Raw genomic sequence first — 20,166 nt, forward strand, 5'->3', positions numbered from 1 at the left:
CTCCCCCGATTAAGGTGAACCGGTGAACGGCGACTGGCTCATACGCGGCCGCGACGGCAGACTCGGTGTGTACCTGCTGTCGGAGGCCGCCGTCCGCTGCCGGGCGGAGCGCGGCCCCGGCGGCCCCTGGGACCCTCCGCGCACCGTGGGCGGCGACCAGCGCCTGCACCCCGTGCTCGCCGTCGGCCAGGGCGCCGACGGCTACGCCCACCTCGTCTCCTGGCGCCCCACCGTCCGCGACGAGTCCGGCCTCGTCCACTCGACGCACTACCGGCCGCGTCTCGCCGCCCTCGACTGGAACCCGATCGGGCATCCCGACAGGACGGGCGGCCGGACCGGCCCGCCGGCCGTCGCGGTCGACGCCCAGGGACGCGCCCATGTCTTCGTGCGCAACAAGGGCGGCGGGGTCAGCATGGTCGCCCAGAAGGAGAAGGGCGGCTGGGGCCCGTGGCGCGACCTCGGGGGACATGACGTACGGGACGAACTGGCGGCGGTGACGGGGGAGTCCGGCCGGGTCGAGCTGTACGCCGCCGTGCCGGACGGCATCCTGCACTGGAGCCAGCCGGAGCCCGGCGCGCAGCCGGTCCTGGCGGAGGAGCTGGAGGCCCCGGTCCGCCCCGGCACACTCCGCGCGCTCGCCACCTCCCCCGACTCCACCACCGTCTTCTACACCGACGAGTCGGGCGACCTGTGCGCCTGGCGGGCGGGCGGGAAACCCGTGCGGGTGCTCGCCGGCGCGGGGCCCGGCCCCGTGGCGGCGATCCGCTGCGAACTCGACGGCCACGACTGCACGTTGCTCGCGCAGCGGTCGTCGAGCGGCCGGATCGTCTTCGCCGCGTATCCGACGGAGGACGAGGCCGCGGGAGCGTGGTGGGCCGAATCCGGGCCCGCACTGCCGGGGGACGCGGTCGTCTCGCTCGCGGAGGACGAGGACGGCCGTGTGGTCGCGGCGAGCCTCGCGCCCGGCTCCGGCGAACTCCTCCTCACCCGCCGCAAGTCCGAACCGGGCCTGGCCCTGGAGGCCTGGCGCCCGGTCTGACAGCGCCTCCGGCGTTCGAGGATCGGGGTCCGGGGCGGACGGGCTGATTTTCAGCCCGTCCGGCGTTTGAGGACGAGGCCGTCCAGGCCGATGGGGGTCTGGGGGCGCAGCCCCCAGGTCCGAGGGCGCCGGTGGAAGCGGGGCAGGAACGGCCGGTGCCCCGCACACCGACAGGCGTGCGGGGCACCGGCGCGAGGCAGAGCGCTACGCGGGAACGCTGGCGACTCCCGGCTCCAGGAACCGCTTGCCGTTCACCCGCTCGGAGACACCCTCACGGTCCAGGTACGGCGTGATGCCGCCCAGGTGGAAGGGCCAGCCGGCACCGGTGATCAGGCACAGGTCGATGTCCTGGGCCTCGGCGACGACACCCTCGTCGAGCATGAGCCCGATCTCCTGGGCGACGGCGTCGAGGACACGGGCGCGGACCTGCTCCTCGGTGAGGACGACATCGCCCTGCTTGAGGAGCGCGGCGACCTCGGGGTCGAGCTCCGGCTTGCCGGAGTCGTAGACGTAGAAGCCGCGCTTGCCCGCCTTGACGACGGCCGCGAGGTTCTCGGAGACCGTGAAGCGGTCCGGGAAGGCCCGGTTGAGGGTCTCGGAGACGTGCAGACCGATCGCGGGGCCGACCAGCTCCAGGAGCACCAGCGGGGACATCGGCAGGCCCAGGGGCTCGATGGCCTTCTCGGCGATCTCGACCGGGGTGCCCTCGTCGATGACGTTCTGGATCTCGCCCATGAAGCGGGTGAGGATGCGGTTCACCACGAACGCCGGGGCGTCCTTGGTCAGGACCGCGGTCTTCTTCAGCTTCTTGGCGACGGCGAAGGCGGTGGCCAGCGAGGCGTCGTCCGTCTGCTCACCGCGGACGATCTCCAGCAGGGGGAGGATCGCGACCGGGTTGAAGAAGTGGAAGCCGACGACCCGCTCGGGGTTCTTCAGCTTCGAGGCCATCTCCGTGACCGACAGCGAGGAGGTGTTGGTGGCGAGGATCGCGTGCGCCGGGGCGACCGCCTCGACCTCCGCGAACACCTGCTGCTTGACGCCGATCTCCTCGAAGACGGCCTCGATGACGAAGTCGGCGTCGGAGAAGCCCTCGGCCTTGTCCAGCACACCGCTGACCAGCGCCTTGAGGCGGTTGGCCTTGTCCTGGTTGATGCGGCCCTTGCCGAGCAGCTTGTCGATCTCGGCGTGCACGTAGCCCACGCCCTTGTCGACGCGCTCCTGGTCGATGTCCGTCAGGACGACGGGCACCTCCAGGCGGCGCAGGAAGAGCAGGGCGAGCTGCGAGGCCATCAGGCCCGCGCCCACGACTCCGACCTTGGTGACCGGGCGCGCGAGGTTCTTGTCCGGCGCGCCGGCCGGGCGCTTGCCGCGCTTCTGGACCAGGTTGAAGGCGTAGATGCCGGAGCGGAGTTCGCCACCCATGATCAGGTCGGCGAGCGCCACGTCCTCGGCGTCGTAGCCCTTCTGCAGGTCGCCGTCCTTGGCCGCGGCGATGATGTCCAGCGCGCGGTACGCGGCCGGGGCGGCACCGTGGACCTTGCCGTCGGCGATGAAGCGGCCCTTGGCGACGGCCTGGTCCCAGGCCTCGCCGCGGTCGATCTCGGGACGCTCGACGGTGATGTCGCCCTTGAGGACGGAGGCCGTCCACAGCAGCGACTGCTCCAGGAAGTCCGCGCCTTCGAAGAGGGCGTCGGCGATGCCCAGTTCGAAGACCTGCTTGCCCTTGAGCTGCTTGTTCTGGTTGAGCGAGTTCTCGATGATCACCGAGACGGCCTTGTCCGCACCGATCAGGTTCGGCAGGATCGTGCAGCCGCCCCAGCCCGGGACCAGGCCCAGGAAGACCTCGGGCAGGGAGAAGGCCGGCAGGGCCTTCGACACCGTGCGGTAGGTGCAGTGCAGACCGACCTCGACGCCGCCGCCCATCGCCGCGCCGTTGTAGTACGCGAAAGTCGGGACGGCCAGCGCCGACAGGCGCTTGAAGACCTCGTGGCCGCCCTTGCCGATGGCGAGCGCGTCCTCGTGCTTCTTCAGCAGCTCGACGCCCTTGAGGTCGGCGCCGACCGCGAAGATGAACGGCTTGCCGGTGATGCCGACGCCGACGATGTCGCCGGCCGCGGCCTCCGCCTCGACCTGGTCGATCGCGGTGTTCAGGTTCGCGAGCGAGGCCGGGCCGAAGGTGGTCGGCTTGGTGTGGTCGAAGCCGTTGTCCAGCGTGATGAGCGCGTAGCGCCCGGCGCCGAAGGGCAGGTCGAGGTGGCGTACGTTCGCGGACGTCACGACCTCGTCGGGGAACAGCTCGGCTGCGCCCTTCAGGAGTTCAGCGGTGCTCACTTCTCGCCTCCGGCGTCCTTGTGGTGCGGGTTCTCCCAGATCACCGTGGCGCCCATGCCGAAGCCGACGCACATGGTGGTGAGGCCGTAACGGACCTCCGGCTGCTCCTCGAACTGGCGGGCCAGCTGCGTCATCAGACGCACGCCGGAGGAGGCCAGTGGGTGACCGAACGCGATGGCGCCGCCGTACTGGTTGACGCGCGCGTCGTCGTCGGCGATGCCGTAGTGCTCCAGGAAGGCGAGCACCTGGACGGCGAAGGCCTCGTTGACCTCGAAGAGGCCGATGTCGTCGATCGTCAGGCCGCCCTGGGCGAGGGCCTTCTCGGTGGCCGGGATCGGGCCGTAGCCCATGACCTCCGGCTCGACGCCCGCGAAGGCGTACGAGACGAGGCGCATCTTGACCGGCAGGTTGTGCTCGCGGGCGAAGTCCTCGGACGCGATGATCGAGGCGGTCGCACCGTCGTTCAGACCGGCCGCGTTGCCGGCCGTGACCCGGCCGTGGACGCGGAACGGGGTCTTCAGACCGGACAGGTTCTCCAGCGTGGTGCCCGGACGCATCGGCTCGTCGGCGGTCACCAGGCCCCAGCCGGTCTCACCGACCTCCGCGTTGGTGTTGCGCACCGAGATCGGCACCAGGTCCTGCTGGATCTTGCCGTTGGCGTACGCCTTGGCGGCCTTCTCCTGCGAGCGCACGGCGTACTCGTCGGCGCGCTGCTTGGTGATCGTGGGGTAGCGGTCGTGCAGGTTCTCGGCGGTCATGCCCATGAACAGGGCGGACTCGTCGACCAGCTTCTCGCTGACGAACCGCGGGTTCGGGTCGACGCCCTCGCCCATCGGGTGGCGGCCCATGTGCTCGACACCGCCGGCGATGACGGCGTCGTAGGCGCCGAAGGCGATGGAGCCCGCGGTGGTGGTGACGGCGGTCAGCGCACCCGCGCACATGCGGTCGATGGAGTAGCCGGGCACCGACTGGGGGAGACCGGCCAGGATCCCGGCGGTGCGGCCCAGCGTCAGACCCTGGTCACCGATCTGCGTGGTCGCGGCGATGGCGACCTCGTCGATCTTCTTGGGGTCCAGGCCGGGGTTGCGGCGCAGCAGCTCCCGGATGGCCTTCACGACGAGGTCGTCGGCGCGGGTCTCGTGGTAGATGCCCTTCGGGCCCGCCTTGCCGAACGGGGTGCGGACGCCGTCGACGAAGACGACGTCCCTGACGGTACGAGGCACGATGGCTCTCCTCCAGATGCGGGATGGCACTGCTGCGCGTCGCACGCGACTGAGCGCGCGCTCACCCCCTCATGCTACTTGCGGGTAACCATGCTGCCCAGCCCCGGAGGCGGGAGCGGCGAAGGTCACATCCGCGAGCCGCCCCCGGGCGGTGCCGTCGACCCCCGCGGCGTCAGCACCGGGGTGGGCACCGGGTGCGACGCGGGCTCCTCACCGGTGATCACATCGAACAGCGTGCGCGCCACGTCCGCGCCGAAGCCGTGCACGTCATGGCTCATGGCGGAGAGCGTCGGATGGGTGAGCCGGCACAGCTGGGAGTCGTCCCAGGCGAGCAGGGAGACGTCGCCCGGCACGTTCAGCCCCATCTCGGAGGCGACGGAGAGCCCGGCCACCGCCATGATGTCGTTGTCGTACACGATCGCGGTGGGCCGGTCCGGCGGCGCGGCCGACAGCAGCGAGCGCGTGGCCCGCGCCCCGGCGTCGCCCGAGAAGTCGGTCGCCACCTGCCAGGACCCGGCGAGGTCCAGCGTCCGGGCCGCCTCGTCGAAGGCCGCCGTGCGGATGGTCGTGTGCCCGAGGGGTGCCGCGCCGCCGACCCGGGCGATCCGCCGGTGTCCGAGCGCCGCGAGATAGCGCACGGCCTCGGTGACGGCGGTGGCGTCGTCGGTCCACACGGACGTGAGGGAGCCCGTCAGCGACGGGTGGCCGACGGCGACGGCCGGCATGCCGAGCCGCTCCACCGCGGCGACCCTCGGGTCGTCGGCCCGGAAGTCGACCAGGATCGACCCGCTGATCTGCTTCCCCTTCCACCAGGCATCCTGGAGCCCGACCTCCTCCTCCAGGTTCCGCACGAGACGCAGCAGCAGCGAGCACGAACGCTCGGTCAGCACGCCCTCCACCCCGGAGATGAACTCCATGTAGAAGGGTTCGAGTCCGAGTTGCTTGGCCGGCCGGCAGATCGCGAGGCCGACCACGTCCACCCGCTGGCTGGACAGCGACCGGGCGGTGAGGTTCGGCGCCCAGCCCAGCTCCCGGGCCGCGTCGAAGATCCGGTCGCGGGTGGCGTCCGACAGGCCGGGCTTGCGGTTGAAGGCGAGGGACACCGCACCCTTCGAGACGCCGGCGCGCGCCGCGACGTCCTTGATGGTGACGCGAGGGGTCGGCACTGTGGTCATCGGGTCGGCTCCACGCAGTACAGGGCGGATCGGGCGGTCGTCTCGGCCCGCTCGTCCAGAGTCTCCCAGCCGCGTACGCCGATCGTGACCCGTTCGCCGGGAAGCAGCGTGACCAGGCCGGTGTCGGCCTCGGCGGCCGGGTCGAGGCGGTCCGCCTGGAGCAGCAGGTCCCTTACGAGGGTGTGCGCCGTCACGGTCACCGCGCCCGGCGCGACCGTGACGTCGAACCGGGGCCTCGGGTAGGGGACTTCACGGTCGGGCACGGGAAAGTGCAGGGCCCGCAGCCCGTCCGCGTCGGCCACCAGGAACTCCTTCGGACCGGCCGGCTGCAACTCGGGCGGTACGGGAACCTCGCCGACCGCGCGCGCGGCGGCGGAGAGGCCGAGCGTCGTCTCGCCCGTCGTCACGCCCTCGACGGACATCCGCCGCAGCCTGAGCGTGCCCCGCCAGGGCTGGGCGGACTGGTTGACCGCGGCGAGCACCAGCCCGCCCGTCCGGGGCAGCAGTGTCAGGAGCCGGTCCGCGTAGAGCCGCCGCAGCTCGTGGTAGAGCGGCTTGGCGCGTCCGTCGCCGTCGATCGCGGCCCACGAGGTCACCGGCCAGCAGTCGTTGAGCTGCCACAGGACCGTGCCGGCGCACACCGGCCAGTGCGCGCGCCAGTGCTCGATCCCGGCGGCCACCGCACGGGCCTGGTTGACCTGATTGAGGTAGTGCCAGCGGTCGAAGTCGCCCTCGGGCGGCGGGAAATGGCGGGCGAGTCCGCGCTCCAGCTTGCCGTTCCCGTCGTCGGCCTTCTGGTGGTGCAGCACGCCGGGGGAGTCGGGGGCGAGCGTCTCGCCGGGGAGCGCGCGACGCAGCGTCGCGTACGCGGGTGGTGCCTGCCAGCCGAACTCGGCGACGAAGCGCGGGACATGGAGGCGGTAGTCGGCGTAGTCCGTCCTGTTCCACACCTCCCACGAGTGGTGGGTGCCGTGCGCCGGGTCGTTGGGGTGGTGGTCCCAGGAGCCGGACCACGGGCTGCCCGCCGCGTACGGCCGCGTCGGGTCCAGCTCGGCCACCACCCGCGGCAGCAGCCCGAGGTAGTACCCCTCGCCCCACGAGTCCCCGGCCAGTCGCCGTTCCCAGTCCCAGTCCCTGAAGCCCCACAGGTTCTCGTTGTTGCCGTTCCACAGAACGAGCGAGGGGTGCGGCATCAGCCGTACGACGTTCTCCCGGGCCTCGGCCTCCACCTCGCCGCGCAGCGGCTGCTCCTCGGGATACGCCGCGCAGGCGAAGGGGAAGTCCTGCCAGACCATCAGCCCCAGCTCGTCGCAGGCGTCGTAGAAGTCCTCGCTCTCGTAGATGCCGCCGCCCCACACGCGCACGAGGTCGACGCCCGCGGCGGCGGCCTGGCGGAGCCTGTGCCGGTAGCGCTCACGGGTGATCCGGGACGGGAGGGCGTCGTCCGGGATCCAGTTGACCCCCCGCGCGAAGAGCCGGACGCCGTTGACGACGAAGGTGAAACCGCTGCCGTGGGCGTCGGCGCGGCGGTCCAGTTCCAGCGTGCGGAAGCCGATGCGGCGGCGCCACGCGTCGAGCGGGCCGTGCGCGTCGCTCAACGTCAACTCGACGTCGTACAAACGCTGTTCACCGTAGCCGTGGGGCCACCACAGCTCGGGGTCCGGGATCTCCAGCAGGACCGTCCCGGACGTGCCGTCGATCGTCCCGCCGGCCCGCACGCCGCCGGCCCGGGCCTCCACGGTGAGGCCGGCCTCGACCCGGGTCCGCTCGACGTCCACGGCCAGCTCGACGCGTCCGACGCCCCGTTCGACGGACACCAGCGGCCGTACCCGGGTGATCCGCGCGGTCGACCAGTGCTCCAGCCGCACCGGCCGCCAGATCCCGGCGGTCACGAGCGTCGGCCCCCAGTCCCAGCCGAAGGAGCAGGCCATCTTCCGCAGGTACTGGAAGGGTTCGGGATAGGCGTTCGGCCGCTCGCCGAGCCGGTCCCGCACCGCCTCGGCCGCGCCGTACGCCGAGGTGAAGTGCACCGAGAGCGGGCCGCTGAGCCCGGTGACGTCGAAGCGGTAGGAGCGGTGCATGTTCCGTACCGAGCCGAGGAGCCGTCCGTCCAGCCGGATCTGTGCGGCGGTGTCCAGGCCGTCGAAGACGAGGTCGGTCTGCTCGTGGCCGGATGTGGCGGGCAGGGTGACGTCGTACGTCCAGTCCCGTCGGCCCACCCACGCCACATCGGTCTCGTTCCGGCCGAGGAACGGGTCCGCGATGGCGCCCGCCGCCAGCAGATCGGTGTGCACACAGCCCGGGACCGCGGCCGGAAGTACGGCTCCCTCGTGCCGCAGGGTCCATCCCTCGGTGAGCGGTGTGACGTCCAGCATGCGTACTCCCTAAACCGGTTGAGGCAGTAGACACCAGTGGCTGCGAAAGATTTCGGAATCGTTGGCGGAATAGTGACTTTACCGGTTTAGCGGCGGCTGTCAGAGTGCCGAACCAGCCAACCGAGGTGAACGGAGCTGGTGCAGATGAACCGCCGCACGTCATTCGCCGGAACACTGCTCGCCGCCGCACTGCTGGCCGCGGGCTGCACGGGGAGCGGAGGCGCGTCGAAGGGCGCGGACGCCAAGGCCCCCGACGACCCCGCCAAGGTGTCCGGGACCATCAAGGTCCTCACCCAGCGGACCGATCTCGTGCAGGACGGCACGATGAAGAAGTACGCAGCCGAGTTCAACAGGACCTACCCGAAGGTCGAGGTCGAGTTCGAGGCCATCACCGACTACGAGGGTGAGGTCAAGATCCGCATGAACACGGAGAACTACGGCGACGTCCTCATGATCCCGGCCGTGATCAAGAAGGGCGACTACCCCAAGTTCTTCGCCTCGCTCGGCACGTCCGCCGAACGCTCCAGGAAGTACCGCTTCACGGACTTCACCGCGGTCGACGGCAAGGTCTACGGACAGAGCCCGATCGGCGTGACCCCGGGGTTCGTCTACAACAAACGGGTGTGGAAGGACGCGGGGATCACCGACTGGCCCACCACCCCGGCCGCCTTCGTCGACGACCTGCGGGCGATCAAGGCCAGGACGAAGGCCGTCCCGTACTACACGAACTTCAAGGACAAGTGGCCGCTCACGTCCTGGACCTCCGCCAACGGGTCCGCGAGCTGCGACACCGGGGCGACCACCGCCCTCGCCGACGGCGACCCCTGGGCCGAGGGCGCGGATCTGCGCGTCGCCGACACCCTGCTCTACGACGTCGTCCACGACGGGCTCGCCGAGAAGGACCCGACGACCACCAACTGGGAAGGCTCCAAACCCCGGCTGGCGAAGGGTGACATCGCCACCATGTGGCTCGGCTCCTGGGCGATCACGCAGTTCCGGGCCGCCGCCGAGCAGGCCGGCACCGACCCCGACGACATCGGCTTCATGCCGTTCCCCGTCCAGGTCGGCGGACGGTTCTGCGCCGTGGTGGCGCCCGACTACAACCAGGCCGTCAACGTCCACTCCGTCCACAAGGAGGCCGCCCGCGCCTGGATCGACTGGTTCACCGACCGGTCGGGCTACGCGGACGACAACCTGACCCTCTCCCCGGTCAAGGGAGCGCCGCTGCCGGACGTGCTGAAGCCGTACCAGGACGCGGGCGTGAAGTTCATGGAACTCGACGACACCGACGGAGCCACCGTCAAGGCCATCGACAACCAGTCCGAGGTCGGCATCTACGCCCCCGACTACCGCCAGAACCTCGTCGACCTCGCCCGCGGCGCCAGGAAGGGCAGCCTCGACGACTTCTTCAAAGACCTCGGCAGGCGCTGGACCGAGGCGGCCGAGACCGTCGGGTCCGGGTCCTGATGAAGGGCGACGACACCGGGACCGTGATGACGGACGCCCCCGGCACGGCGGCGGGGCCCGCGACGGCCCCGCCGCCCGCCGCCCGGGGGCGCGCCCCACGCGGCGTACGCGTGTGGCGCGGCCTGACCCCCTGGCTCTTCCTCGCCGCCCCGCTCGCCCTGCTGATCACCTTCACGTACGCGCCCGTCGCCAACATGATCGCGTACAGCTTCACCGACTGGGACGGCGTGAGCCCCGACCTGCACTACACGGGCGCCGAGAACTACGTCGAACTCTTCACCCGGCCCGAGCTGTTCCAGGTGTTCTTCGTCAGCGGCTACTACCTGGCCGCCTCGGTCGTACAGATCGCCGTCGCCCTCTACTTCGCGACGATCCTCAGCTTCGACGTCCGCTTCCGGAACTTCTTCAAGGGCGTGCTCTTCTTCCCCTACCTCGTCAACGGCGTCGCGATCGGCTTCGTCTTCCTCTACTTCTTCCAGGACGGCGGCACCCTCGACTCCGTCCTCGGCCTGTTCGGACACCACTCCGACCGGGCCTGGCTCGGCACCTCGGTGTCCGCCAACACCTCCCTGGCCGGGGTCTCCGTCTGGCGCTACACCGGCCTGAACTTCGTGCTGTTCCTCGGCGCGATCCAGTCGATCCCGGGTGAGCTGTACGAGGCGTCCGAGCTGGACGGTGCCCATCGATGGCACCAGTTCCGGTACATCGTCCTGCCCGGCATCAAGCCCGTCCTCAGCCTCTCGGTGATCCTCTCCGTCTCCGGCTCGCTGTCCGCGTTCGACGTGCCGTTCATCATGACCGGCGGCGCGACCGGAACGGAGACCTTCGTGATCCAGACCGTGAAGCTGGCCTTCCAGTTCAACAAGACGGGCCTCGCCTCGGCGGCCGCGGTCGTGCTGCTGCTCATCATCCTGGCGGTGACGTGGGTGCAGCGGCGCCTGGTCCCGGACGACAGGGTGGATCTCGTATGACACTGCCGGGAACCACGCCCGCGGGACGTCGCCGGGCCGCCCGCACCCTCACCTACCTGTCGCTCGCCGTCGCCTCCGCCGTCGTGCTGCTCCCGCTCGCCGTCGTCCTGCTCACCTCCCTCAAGTCCTCGAAGGAGATGGCGGACGGCAGCGGCGCGCTCGCGCTGCCCGACGACTTCCTGAACTTCCACAACTACGTGACGGCGTTCCGTGACGGCGGGATGCCGGCGGCCTTCGGCAACACGGCCTTCATCCTGCTCTTCTCCGTCACCGGCACGGTGATCATCGGCTCGATGGCGGCGTACGCGATCGACCGGTTCACGTTCCGCTTCAAGAAGCTGGTGGTCGCGCTCTTCCTGATCGCCACGCTCGTACCCGGCGTCACGACACAGGTCGCGACCTTCCAGATCGTCGACGGCTTCGGCCTGTTCGACACCCGCTGGGCGCCGATCGTGCTCTACATGGGCACGGACATCGTGTCGATCTACATCTTCCTGCAGTTCGTCCGGTCCATCCCCGTGTCCCTGGACGAGGCCGCGCGCCTCGACGGCGCCAACGCCTTCACGATCTACTGGAAGATCATCCTGCCGCTGCTCAGGCCCGCCGTCGCCACGGTCGTGATCGTGAAGGGGATCACCGTCTACAACGACTTCTACCTCCCCTTCCTCTACATGCCGTCCGAGGATCTTGGCGTGATCTCGACGTCGCTGTTCCGGTTCAAGGGGCCGTTCGGGGCGCACTGGGAGACGATCTCGGCCGGCGCGGTGCTCGTCATCCTGCCGACCTTGATCGTCTTCCTGCTCCTCCAGCGGTTCATCTACAACGGCTTCACCCGGGGGGCGACGAAATGAGCGCGGGCCGGGCCGCTGTCCGCGGCCCGGCCCGCGCGGGGCCCCGGACATCCCCGGGGCCGGGGCACCTCGGCCCGGGCGGTCGTCAGCCCTTGGGGGCCTTCGCCGAAAGCGCCGTCACCAGCACCGGGGCGACCTGCTCGACCTGCCAGGGCCGCGCCCCGTACCCGGTCAGCGCGGTGGCCACCGACGCCGTGTCCGGCGCCGCGGGCGGCTCCCAGCACACCCGGCGCACCGTGTCCGGCGTGATCAGGTTCTCCTGCGGCATGCCGAGCTCCTCGGCCAGCGCGGACACCGCGGCGCGGGCCGCGGACAGCCGCGCGGCGGCGGCGGGGTCCTTGTCGGCCCAGGCGCGCGGCGGCGGGGGGCCGGTCACCGGCTGGCCCGGTTGCGGCAGCTCGGCCTCCGGCAGCGCCCTCGCGCGGTCGACCGCGGCCTGCCACTGCTCCAGCTGGCGGCGCCCCATGCGGTGTCCGAAGCCGTTGAGCCCGGCGAGGGCGTGCACATTGACGGGCATGCCCAGCGCCGCCTCGACGATCGCCGCGTCCCCGAGGACCTTGCCGGGCGAGACGTCCCGGCGCTGGGCGACGCGGTCCCGGGCCTCCCAGAGCTCCCGTACGACCGCCATCTGCCGGCGGCGGCGCACCTTGTGCATGCCCGACGTGCGGCGCCAGGGGTCCTTGCGCGGCGGGGCGGGCTCGGCCTGCGCGATGGCGTCGAACTCCTGCTGGGCCCACTCCAGCTTGCCCTGCCGGTCGAGCTCCTTCTCCAGGGCGTCGCGCAGGTCGACGAGCAGCTCCACGTCGAGGGCGGCGTAGCGCAGCCAGGGCTCGGGCAGCGGGCGGGTCGACCAGTCGACGGCGGAGTGTCCCTTCTCCAGGACGAAACCGAGCACGCTCTCGACCATGGCGCCGAGGCCCACCCGGGGGAACCCGGCGAGCCGGCCGGCCAGCTCGGTGTCGAAGATCCGGGTGGGGACCATGCCTATCTCGCGCAGACAGGGCAGGTCCTGGGTGGCCGCGTGCAGCACCCACTCCACGCCGGAGATCGCCTCGCCGAGGCCGGACAGATCGGGGCACGCGACGGGATCGATCAGCGCGGTCCCGGCGCCCTCGCGGCGCAGCTGCACCAGATAGGCGCGCTGGCCGTATCGGTACCCGGACGCGCGTTCGGCGTCGACGGCGACGGGGCCGGATCCGGCGGCGAAGGCGGCGATCACCCGCGCGAGCGAGGCGTCGTCGGCGATCACGGGCGGAATGCCGTCTCGGGGCTCAAGCAAAGGGATCGGCGCCGATTCGACGTCGTCCGGAGGGGCGCCTCCGGTGGTTCGCAGTGAGCTGTCTGCTGCGGTCTCTTGGGCGTCGGTCACCTGTCAAGGGTATCTGTGTATGGACAACGCCCGTCGACGGAACGTTCCGTCGACGGGCGTCTGAGGGTCGTAAACCAGTCAGGTCAGTGAAACATCCGGTTCACGGGTCGGGGACGGGCTGGGGGCGGGGCGGGGTTCAGTGGATGATGCCGGTCCGCAGCGCCACCGCCACCATCCCGGCGCGGTCGCCCGTGCCGAGCTTGCGGGCGATGCGGGCGAGGTGGCTCTTGACGGTCAGTGCGGACAGGCCCATGGAGACGCCGATGGCCTTGTTCGACTGGCCCTCCGCGACCAGTCGAAGGACCTCGACCTCTCGTCCGGACAGTTCGCGGTAGCCGCCCGGGTGGCTCGGGGCACCCGGGGGGCGGCGGTGCATACGGGCGGCGGCCGAGCCGATCGGTGCGGCGCCGGGCCGGGTGGGGAGCCCGACGTTCGTTCGGGTGCCGGTGACGACATAGCCCTTGACGCCGCCCGCCAGGGCGTTGCGTACGGCGCCGATGTCGTCGGCGGCGGAGAGGGCGAGGCCGTTGGGCCAGCCCGCGGCTCGGGTCTCGGACAGCAGGGTGAGCCCGCTGCCGTCGGGCAGATGGACGTCGGCGACGCAGATGTCACGCGGGTTGCCGATTCGGGGACGGGCCTCCGCGACGGACGACGCCTCGATGACGTCGCGCACTCCGAGCGCCCACAGGTGGCGGGTGACGGTGGAGCGGACCCGGGGGTCGGCCACGACCACCATGGCGGTCGGCTTGTTGGGGCGGTAGGCGACCAGGCTTGCGGGCTGCTCGAGGAGAACGGACACCAGGCCTCCTGGGGTGCGGGACGGGACCGGCTCTGGGGATGGAGCCGGGACGAACCGTGCTTTCAAGGTCACAGACGTCTTCGGCACCAAACCCCTTGTCCTTTAGAGAATGATCACGATTTGGTGAGTAACAATCCGTGCAATTCGGACACGCGATCGATCATCCGAAGATCGAACCGAGTCGATCCGCGTCAAATCACGGCCGAAAGTGGCCGTATCGACAAAGAACCGGTAAGCGTGCGGTGAGAGACGGGCGCGTCGGCGTGCGGCGCCGAGGCCCGGCGGGCAGGGTCACCGCTGACGGCACCGGTACGGACCGCGCCGGCGGGAAGGCGTGGCGGAGCAGTCCCGAAGCGTGGCACGGGTGCGGAGCCGCCCCGAAGCGTGGCACGGGTGCGGAGCCGGCCCCGCGTGGCCGCGGTGCGGCGGCTCACGGCGGGACGGAGACAGCATTCAGCGGGACTGCGGGCCCCGGCGCTGCGGAAGGGTGACGATCGACCCGTCGCCCGGCCCGGCCGGCGGGAGGCCGGCGACCTGGGACAGCAGGTCGCACCACGCCGCGAGGTGCGCCGCCGTGTCCGGGACGCCGCCCCGCCCCTCGCGGGGCGTCCAGGAGGCGCGGATCTCGATCTGCGAGGCGGCGGGGCGCTCGGCGAGGCCGCCGAAGTAGTGAGAGCTCGCACGCGTGACCGTGCCGCTCGGTTCGCCGTACGACAGGCCGCGTGCCTGGAGCGCGCCGGTCAGCCACGACCAGCACACGTCGGGGAGCAGCGGATCGGCGGCCATCTCCGGCTCCAGCTCCGCGCGGATCAGGGTCACCAGACGGAAGGAGCCCTGCCAGGCGTCGTGCCCGGCGGGGTCGTGGAGCAGGACGAGCCGACCGTCGGCGAGGTCCTCGTCGTCCGCGACGACCGCCGCCTCCAGCGCGTACGCGTGCGGAGCCAGCCGCTGCGGGGGACGCGTCGGGTCGATCTCGATCTCCGGCCGCAGTCGCGCGCCCCTCAGCGCGTCGACGGCCGCCCGGAAGGGCAAGGGAGCCGTCTCCACCGCATTCCGGTCCCCCTCCTTCGCGTCGTCCATTCCGCCAGCGCCGTCCGACAGTCGTCCCTGAGCCGCAGCCATGCGGGGAAGATTAAGGGGAACGGAGCCTTCGCGCAGGGAGAGACACCCGTGCGCGGGACCACTGTCCGGATCGTTCCGCGCGAACGCGCCCGCCCGCGCGCCGTGCGCCGGGGACCCCGCACCGGCCGGGGGAGGGCGGAGCCCGGGACCTGGACGTCCGTGCGCCGTGCGAGACTTTCCGTCGTGAGCGCCAACCACAGCCCCTCCGGGCAGCAGCCGACAGCCACGTACGAGTCCGCCTTCCTCAAGGCGTGCAGGCGCGAGCCCGTGCCGCACACGCCGGTGTGGTTCATGCGGCAGGCCGGTCGCTCACTGCCCGAGTACCTCAAGGTGCGCGAGGGCATCCCCATGCTGGAGTCCTGCATGCGGCCCGAGCTGGTCGCCGAGATCACGCTCCAGCCGGTGCGCCGCCACAACGTGGACGCGGCGATCTACTTCAGCGACATCGTCGTCCCGCTGAAGGCCATCGGCGTCGACCTGGACATCAAGCCGGGCGTCGGCCCCGTCGTCCAGAACCCGATCCGCACCCGGGCCGACCTCGCCCAGCTGCGCGACCTGACCCCCGAGGACGTCCACTACGTCACCGAGGCCATCGGTCTGCTCACGGCCGAGCTCGGCCCGACCCCGCTCATCGGTTTCGCGGGCGCGCCCTTCACCCTCGCGAGCTACCTCGTCGAGGGCGGTCCGTCCAAGAACCACGAGCACACCAAGGCGCTCATGTACGGCGACCCGCAGCTGTGGGCCGACCTCCTGGACCGCCTCGCCGAGATCACCTCCGCCTTCCTGAAGGTGCAGATCGAGGCCGGCGCCAGCGCCGTGCAGCTCTTCGACTCCTGGGTCGGCGCCCTGGCACCCGCCGACTACCGCCGCTCCGTCATGCCCGCTTCCACGAAGGTCTTCGACGCCGTCGCCGGGTACGGCGTGCCGCGCATCCACTTCGGCGTCGGCACCGGCGAGCTGCTCGGCCTCATGGGCGAGGCGGGCGCCGACGTGGTCGGTGTCGACTGGCGCGTCCCGCTCGACGAGGCCGCCCGCCGCGTCGGCCCCGGCAAGGCCCTCCAGGGCAACCTCGACCCGGCGGTGCTGTTCTCCTCGACCGAGGCCGTGGAGACCAAGACCCGCGAGGTCCTCGACGCCGCCGCCGGTCTCGAAGGCCATGTCTTCAACCTCGGCCACGGCGTTCTGCCGAGCATGAACCCCGACGCCCTGACCCGCCTCGTGGAGTACGTGCACACCCAGACCGCCCGCTGACCGGGGCAACTCCCTCAGGCTCACCGGCCCGGGCTCACGGCCCGCCGCCTCACCAGCTGTGCCGCGCCCGCCTGCCCCACAGCAGGCGGCGCGGTTCGGGCGGCGGCGGTGTGCCGGGACGCAGCGGCCAGGCGAGCAGCATGCCGGCGAGGAAGCCGACCACGTGGGCGGCGTACGCGACCGTTCCCGCTGTCGAGACGCCGCTCCCGGACGAGTACACCGCCTGGAGCACGAACCAGAAGCCCAGCACGAGCCAGGCAGGCAGACGCAGCGGCAGGAAGACCAGGAACGGGACGAGGACCCAGACCCTGGCTCTCGGATAGAGCACCAGATAGGCGCCGAGGACCCCGGCGATCGCTCCCGAGGCGCCGATCAGCGGGTCGCCCGAGTCGTCGTTGAGCAGCGCGAAGCCGTAGGCCGCCGCATAACCGCAGGCCACGTAGAACAGCGTGAAGCGGACATGGCCGAGGCGGTCCTCGATGTTGTTGCCGAAGATCAGCAGGAACAGCATGTTGCCCAGCAGGTGCAGCCAGCCTCCGTGCAGGAACATCGCCGTGAACACCGACAGCGGCGGCGACTTGTCGTAGTCCGGCGGAGCCACCACACAGCCCACGCCGTGCGGCCCGGCACCGGTCTGCCCCGTCGGCACCAGCCGCGGCATCTGATGATGGATCAACTCCTGTGGCACCGCGGCGTGGTGGTCCAGGAACGCCTGGAGATGGCACAGCTGCGACAGACCGCTGTCCCCCGCCGCCGAGCCGGCCAGGCCGGGAGTGTAGAGGAACACGAGGACGTTGGCGGCGATCAGCGCGTACGTCACATACGGCGTGCGGCGCACCGGGTTCACGTCATGGACGGGGATGACCACAAGGAACTAGTGCCCTGGATGCCGACGCCGAATGCGCGTCGCCGGGGCGTCCTGGCTGAACGCCGCCGTGTTCTCGTCCGTATGTCTCCTCAACCGCCCGCGGCGCGGTGCAGACGTGACACGCGGAAGACGTGAGGACACAGGTGATGAACGACCGAGTTACTCCTGCGATGCACGCCCTGCCCGACGGCGAGGCGGAGATCGCCCTGGTGCTGCACCTGCCCTGGGAGGACGTCGCCGCACTCGGCCAGGAGGCGGGTCGGCTCGCGGCGCGGATGCAGCGTCCGGTGACTCTCGACGAGGCCGTCAGCCACCGGTTGCGCAGCAGCAGGCCCGCTGCCCACGCGAAGCCCGCGCAGTCGCCGCCCGCGGTCGGCGCGCCGGCCTCCGTCTCGTCGTCCACGGTCCCGTCCGCGTCCATTTCGTCGCTGCCTGCGCGGCCGCCCGCGGAGCAGGCTCGGCAGGCCATCGACCGGATCAACGGGAGCGCGGGGCACGAGTCCGCGTAGGCGCGGCGCCGCGCGTCGGGTCGTGGGGCGGGCCGGCGGGCGGTGTCCGGCGTCCGTACGGGACCGCGGGTTGTCGGCGGCCGGGCTTGCGGGCCCCGCGCCGCTGGGGTGCGGTCCGTCGTGGACCGCGGGTCGGTTCGTGGCCGGGCGCGCCGTTCCTCGCGCCCCCGGCGGGGCGCCGTGTGTTGTGCGGTGCGGGTTGTCTGCGGCTCGGCGCGCTGTTCCTCGCGCCCCCGGCGGGCGCTTCGCTGGTCGGCGCGGGACTATCGGGTGTTCTCGCGTACGGCTGTGACTGCCTTGCGGGCTGCCACCAGGATGGGGTCCCAGACAGGGGAGAAGGGCGGTGCGTAGCCGAGGTCGAGGGCCGTCATCTGTTCCACCGTCATGCCCGCGGTCAGCGCCACCGCCGCGATGTCGACGCGTTTCGCCGCACCCTCACGGCCGACGATCTGCACGCCCAGCAGGCGCCCGGTGCGGTGCTCGGCGAGCATCTTCACGGTCATGAGCGCGGCCCGCGGGTAGTAGCCCGCACGGCTCGTGGACTCGATGGTCACGGTCTCGAACCGCAGGCCCGCCCGGAGGGCGTCCTTCTCGCGCAGACCGGTGCGGGCGATCTCCAGATCGCACACCTTGCTCACCGCCGTGCCGACGACACCCGGGAAAGTGGCGTACCCGCCGCCCACGTTGGAGCCGATGACCTGCCCGTGCTTGTTGGCGTGCGTGCCCAGCGCGATGTGCCGTTCGCGTCCGGAGACCAGGTCGAGCACCTCGACGCAGTCGCCGCCGGCCCAGATGTCCGCGTGCCCGCGCACCCGCATCGCCAGGTCCGTGAGCAGCCCGCCGTGCTCGCCGAGCGGCAGCCCGGCGGCCTCGGCCAGGGTCGTCTCGGGACGTACGCCGATGCCCAGCACGACCACGTCCGCCGGGTACTCGGCGTCCTCGGTGGCGACCGCGCGCACCCGCCCGTCGTCACCGGTGAGCACCTTGGTGACCTCGGCGTCGTCGACCATGGTGATGCCCATGCCCTCCATGGCCGTGTGCACGAGGCGGCCCATGTCGGGGTCGAGCGTGGACATGGGTTCCTTGCCGCGGTTGACGACCGTGACCTCGTAGCCGCGGTTGATCAGTGCCTCGGCCATCTCCACGCCGATGTAGCCCGCGCCGACGACCACCGCCCGCCGGCCCTCCGTGCCGGCCAGCGTGTCCAGCAGTGCCTGGCCGTCGTCGAGCGTCTGCACCCCGTGCACGCCCGGGGCGTCCATGCCCGGCAGGTCGGGGCGGACCGGACGCGCGCCGGTCGCGATCACGAGCTTGTCGTACGCCGTCCACTCCTCGGCCCCGCTGTCGAGGTCCCGGGAGAGCACCCGGGCGCCCGCGACGTCGATCTCCACGACCTCCGTGCGCATCCGCAGATCGATGGCGCGCTCCCGGTGCTCCTCGGGCGTCCGCGCGATCAGCTGGTCCCGCTCGGGGACGTCGCCGCCCACCCAGTACGGGATGCCGCACGCCGAGTAGGAGGTGAAGTGGCCGCGCTCGAACGCCACGATCTCCAACTCGTCGGGCCCCCGTAGCCGGCGTGCCTGCGACGCGGCGGACATGCCCGCCGCGTCACCGCCGATCACGACCATTCGTTCCCGGGCCCCGCCATTGCTGCTCGTACGGCTCATGTCCATGCGAACACGCTACGGGGGCCGCGCATTTCAGTCCTCCTCGCCACCCTTCGCCGAGCCGTCGGCACGCACCGGACGGGCCGCGGGCAGGGACCCGGCGCCCGCCGCCGGGGCCGGGTGCGCGGCGGTGCGCCGCGGCAGCCGAGGGCGCACCAGGCGCACCCACACCAGGACGATCAGCGCCAGGCCCACCGCGAAGGGCAGCACCGCCCCGAACGCGAGGGTGATCCAGCGCAGCATCGTGACCAGCACGTGCCAGCCGCCGGTGAGCGCGTCCACGAAGCCCGGGTCCTCGTCCTTCTTCTCGGCCTTCTTCACCGGAGTCTCGGACAGCGAGAGCGTGATCGTGGCCAGAGTGGTGCGGTCCTTCAAGGACGCCTGCCGGGCGAGCAGCGCCTCCAGGTCGGACTCGCGGCTGCTCAACTCCCCTTCCAGGGTGACCACGTCACTGAGCTTGGTCGCCTTGTCCATCAGCTCCCGGACCCGCGCCACGCTGGCGCGCTGGGACGCGATGCGGCTCTCCACGTCCACGACCTGGTCGGTGACGTCCTGCGCCTTGGCGGTCCGCTCGACGACCTTGCCCGTGCCCTCGAGGTCGGCGAGCACCTGTTCGTACCGGTCGGTGGGCACGCGCAGGACGACGCGCGTGCGCTCGTGGCCCCGGCCGTCGCGGTTCGTGGTCTCGTTGCCGACGTATCCGCCCGCGTCCTCCGCCGTGGCACGGGCGTCGTCGAGGGCCTTGGGCACGTCCTTGACCTGCACGGTCAGGGAGGCGGTGCGGATGATGTGGCTCGCGCTCACCTTGGGCGGCGCGGTGGCCCTGGATCCGTTCGAGCCGCCGCGGCCCGTGGAGCCCGAGACCTCCTGCCCCGCCTGCGGGGCGGCGGCCTTGTCGGCGGCGGCGGCGTCACCGGCGGCCTGGCTCGCCGAGTCGTCGCCGCCGCTGCATCCCGTGAGGGCGAGCGCGGACGCGAGGAGCACCCCGGCCAGGACCTGGACGGGACGTGCGGAGCTTCGTATGCGCATGTGGGCCTACCCCCGAGGGTCGTGTCGACTCGACTGACGCTCCTTCGACGCACGACCGGGCCGGGACGTTGGTCCCGGCCGGTCCCGATGCGGTCACGGTCAGGACTCGCGCCGGACACC

The 20,166-nt window shown here is 71.6% G+C and carries 16 protein-coding genes; 6 read left to right on the forward strand and 10 right to left on the reverse strand.

What is annotated here, in order from left to right:
* Positions 1-22: 22 nt before the first annotated feature.
* Complete coding sequence (locus tag ACZ4IF_RS12845) at positions 23-1,039, forward strand: PLL family lectin (protein ID WP_467562095.1); 1,017 nt, start codon at positions 23-25, stop codon at positions 1,037-1,039.
* A gap of 204 nt (positions 1,040-1,243) precedes the next feature.
* Here ACZ4IF_RS12845 and ACZ4IF_RS12850 read toward each other — a convergent pair whose 3' ends face one another.
* From ACZ4IF_RS12850 to ACZ4IF_RS12865, 4 genes are all read right to left on the reverse strand, one after another.
* Complete coding sequence (locus tag ACZ4IF_RS12850) at positions 1,244-3,370, reverse strand: 3-hydroxyacyl-CoA dehydrogenase NAD-binding domain-containing protein (protein ID WP_467562097.1); 2,127 nt, start codon at positions 3,368-3,370, stop codon at positions 1,244-1,246.
* Positions 3,367-4,593 carry a thiolase family protein gene (locus ACZ4IF_RS12855; RefSeq protein WP_095937222.1) on the reverse strand — a complete coding sequence of 409 codons (1,227 nt, stop codon included), beginning with the start codon at positions 4,591-4,593 and terminating at the stop codon, positions 3,367-3,369. Before ACZ4IF_RS12855 ends, ACZ4IF_RS12850 begins: the two co-directional genes overlap by 4 nt.
* A 125-nt stretch (positions 4,594-4,718) precedes the next feature.
* The gene (locus ACZ4IF_RS12860; protein WP_467562100.1) at positions 4,719-5,768 is read right to left on the reverse strand and encodes a LacI family DNA-binding transcriptional regulator; all 1,050 of its coding nucleotides are present in this window, start codon (positions 5,766-5,768) and stop codon (positions 4,719-4,721) included.
* Complete coding sequence (locus ACZ4IF_RS12865; protein WP_467562102.1) at positions 5,765-8,143, reverse strand: glycoside hydrolase family 2 protein; 2,379 nt, start codon at positions 8,141-8,143, stop codon at positions 5,765-5,767. Before ACZ4IF_RS12865 ends, ACZ4IF_RS12860 begins: the two co-directional genes overlap by 4 nt.
* A 144-nt stretch (positions 8,144-8,287) precedes the next feature.
* Here ACZ4IF_RS12865 and ACZ4IF_RS12870 point away from each other — a divergent pair, with 144 nt between their 5' ends.
* From ACZ4IF_RS12870 to ACZ4IF_RS12880, 3 genes are read left to right on the forward strand one after another with little or no spacing between them, the layout of a single operon-like run.
* Entirely contained in the window at positions 8,288-9,610 is a 1,323-nt protein-coding gene (locus tag ACZ4IF_RS12870; protein WP_467562104.1) for an ABC transporter substrate-binding protein, read from the forward strand.
* A 26-nt stretch (positions 9,611-9,636) separates the two neighbouring features.
* Positions 9,637-10,581: a carbohydrate ABC transporter permease gene (locus ACZ4IF_RS12875; RefSeq protein ID WP_467562342.1), complete on the forward strand. Its 945-nt coding sequence runs from the start codon at positions 9,637-9,639 to the stop codon at positions 10,579-10,581.
* Positions 10,578-11,432, forward strand: a complete 855-nt coding sequence (locus ACZ4IF_RS12880) for a carbohydrate ABC transporter permease (protein WP_467562106.1) — start codon at positions 10,578-10,580, stop codon at positions 11,430-11,432. The genes ACZ4IF_RS12875 and ACZ4IF_RS12880 overlap by 4 nt, the downstream gene beginning before the upstream one ends.
* Before the next feature lie 85 nt (positions 11,433-11,517).
* Here ACZ4IF_RS12880 and ACZ4IF_RS12885 read toward each other — a convergent pair whose 3' ends face one another.
* From ACZ4IF_RS12885 to ACZ4IF_RS12895, 3 genes are all read right to left on the reverse strand, one after another.
* The gene (locus ACZ4IF_RS12885; RefSeq protein WP_467562108.1) at positions 11,518-12,801 is read right to left on the reverse strand and encodes a ribonuclease D; all 1,284 of its coding nucleotides are present in this window, start codon (positions 12,799-12,801) and stop codon (positions 11,518-11,520) included.
* 136 nt (positions 12,802-12,937) lie between these two features.
* Positions 12,938-13,600 (reverse strand): response regulator transcription factor, encoded by a 663-nt coding sequence (locus ACZ4IF_RS12890; protein WP_019073943.1) that lies wholly within the window; start codon positions 13,598-13,600, stop codon positions 12,938-12,940.
* 453 nt (positions 13,601-14,053) lie between these two features.
* Entirely contained in the window at positions 14,054-14,722 is a 669-nt protein-coding gene (locus ACZ4IF_RS12895) for a DUF3000 domain-containing protein (protein WP_467562110.1), read from the reverse strand.
* A 183-nt stretch (positions 14,723-14,905) separates the two neighbouring features.
* On the opposite strand from ACZ4IF_RS12895, the gene hemE reads away from it, so the two are divergent.
* Entirely contained in the window at positions 14,906-15,973 is a 1,068-nt protein-coding gene (hemE, locus tag ACZ4IF_RS12900; protein WP_359495840.1) for a uroporphyrinogen decarboxylase, read from the forward strand.
* Between the two features lie 49 nt (positions 15,974-16,022).
* Here hemE and ACZ4IF_RS12905 read toward each other — a convergent pair whose 3' ends face one another.
* Positions 16,023-16,841, reverse strand: a complete 819-nt coding sequence (locus ACZ4IF_RS12905; protein WP_467562112.1) for a rhomboid family intramembrane serine protease — start codon at positions 16,839-16,841, stop codon at positions 16,023-16,025.
* A gap of 146 nt (positions 16,842-16,987) precedes the next feature.
* Between ACZ4IF_RS12905 and ACZ4IF_RS12910 the strand changes: the two genes are divergently transcribed.
* Positions 16,988-17,350 carry a hypothetical protein gene (locus ACZ4IF_RS12910; protein WP_467562114.1) on the forward strand — a complete coding sequence of 121 codons (363 nt, stop codon included), beginning with the start codon at positions 16,988-16,990 and terminating at the stop codon, positions 17,348-17,350.
* Between the two features lie 263 nt (positions 17,351-17,613).
* Here ACZ4IF_RS12910 and ACZ4IF_RS12915 read toward each other — a convergent pair whose 3' ends face one another.
* Both ACZ4IF_RS12915 and ACZ4IF_RS12920 read right to left on the reverse strand, forming a co-directional pair.
* Entirely contained in the window at positions 17,614-19,023 is a 1,410-nt protein-coding gene (locus tag ACZ4IF_RS12915) for an FAD-dependent oxidoreductase (protein ID WP_467562116.1), read from the reverse strand.
* A gap of 27 nt (positions 19,024-19,050) precedes the next feature.
* Positions 19,051-20,046 (reverse strand): DUF4349 domain-containing protein, encoded by a 996-nt coding sequence (locus tag ACZ4IF_RS12920; protein WP_467562118.1) that lies wholly within the window; start codon positions 20,044-20,046, stop codon positions 19,051-19,053.
* Positions 20,047-20,166: the final 120 nt, after the last annotated feature.

The sequence above is a fragment of the Streptomyces sp. NPDC025784 genome (assembly GCF_055558435.1).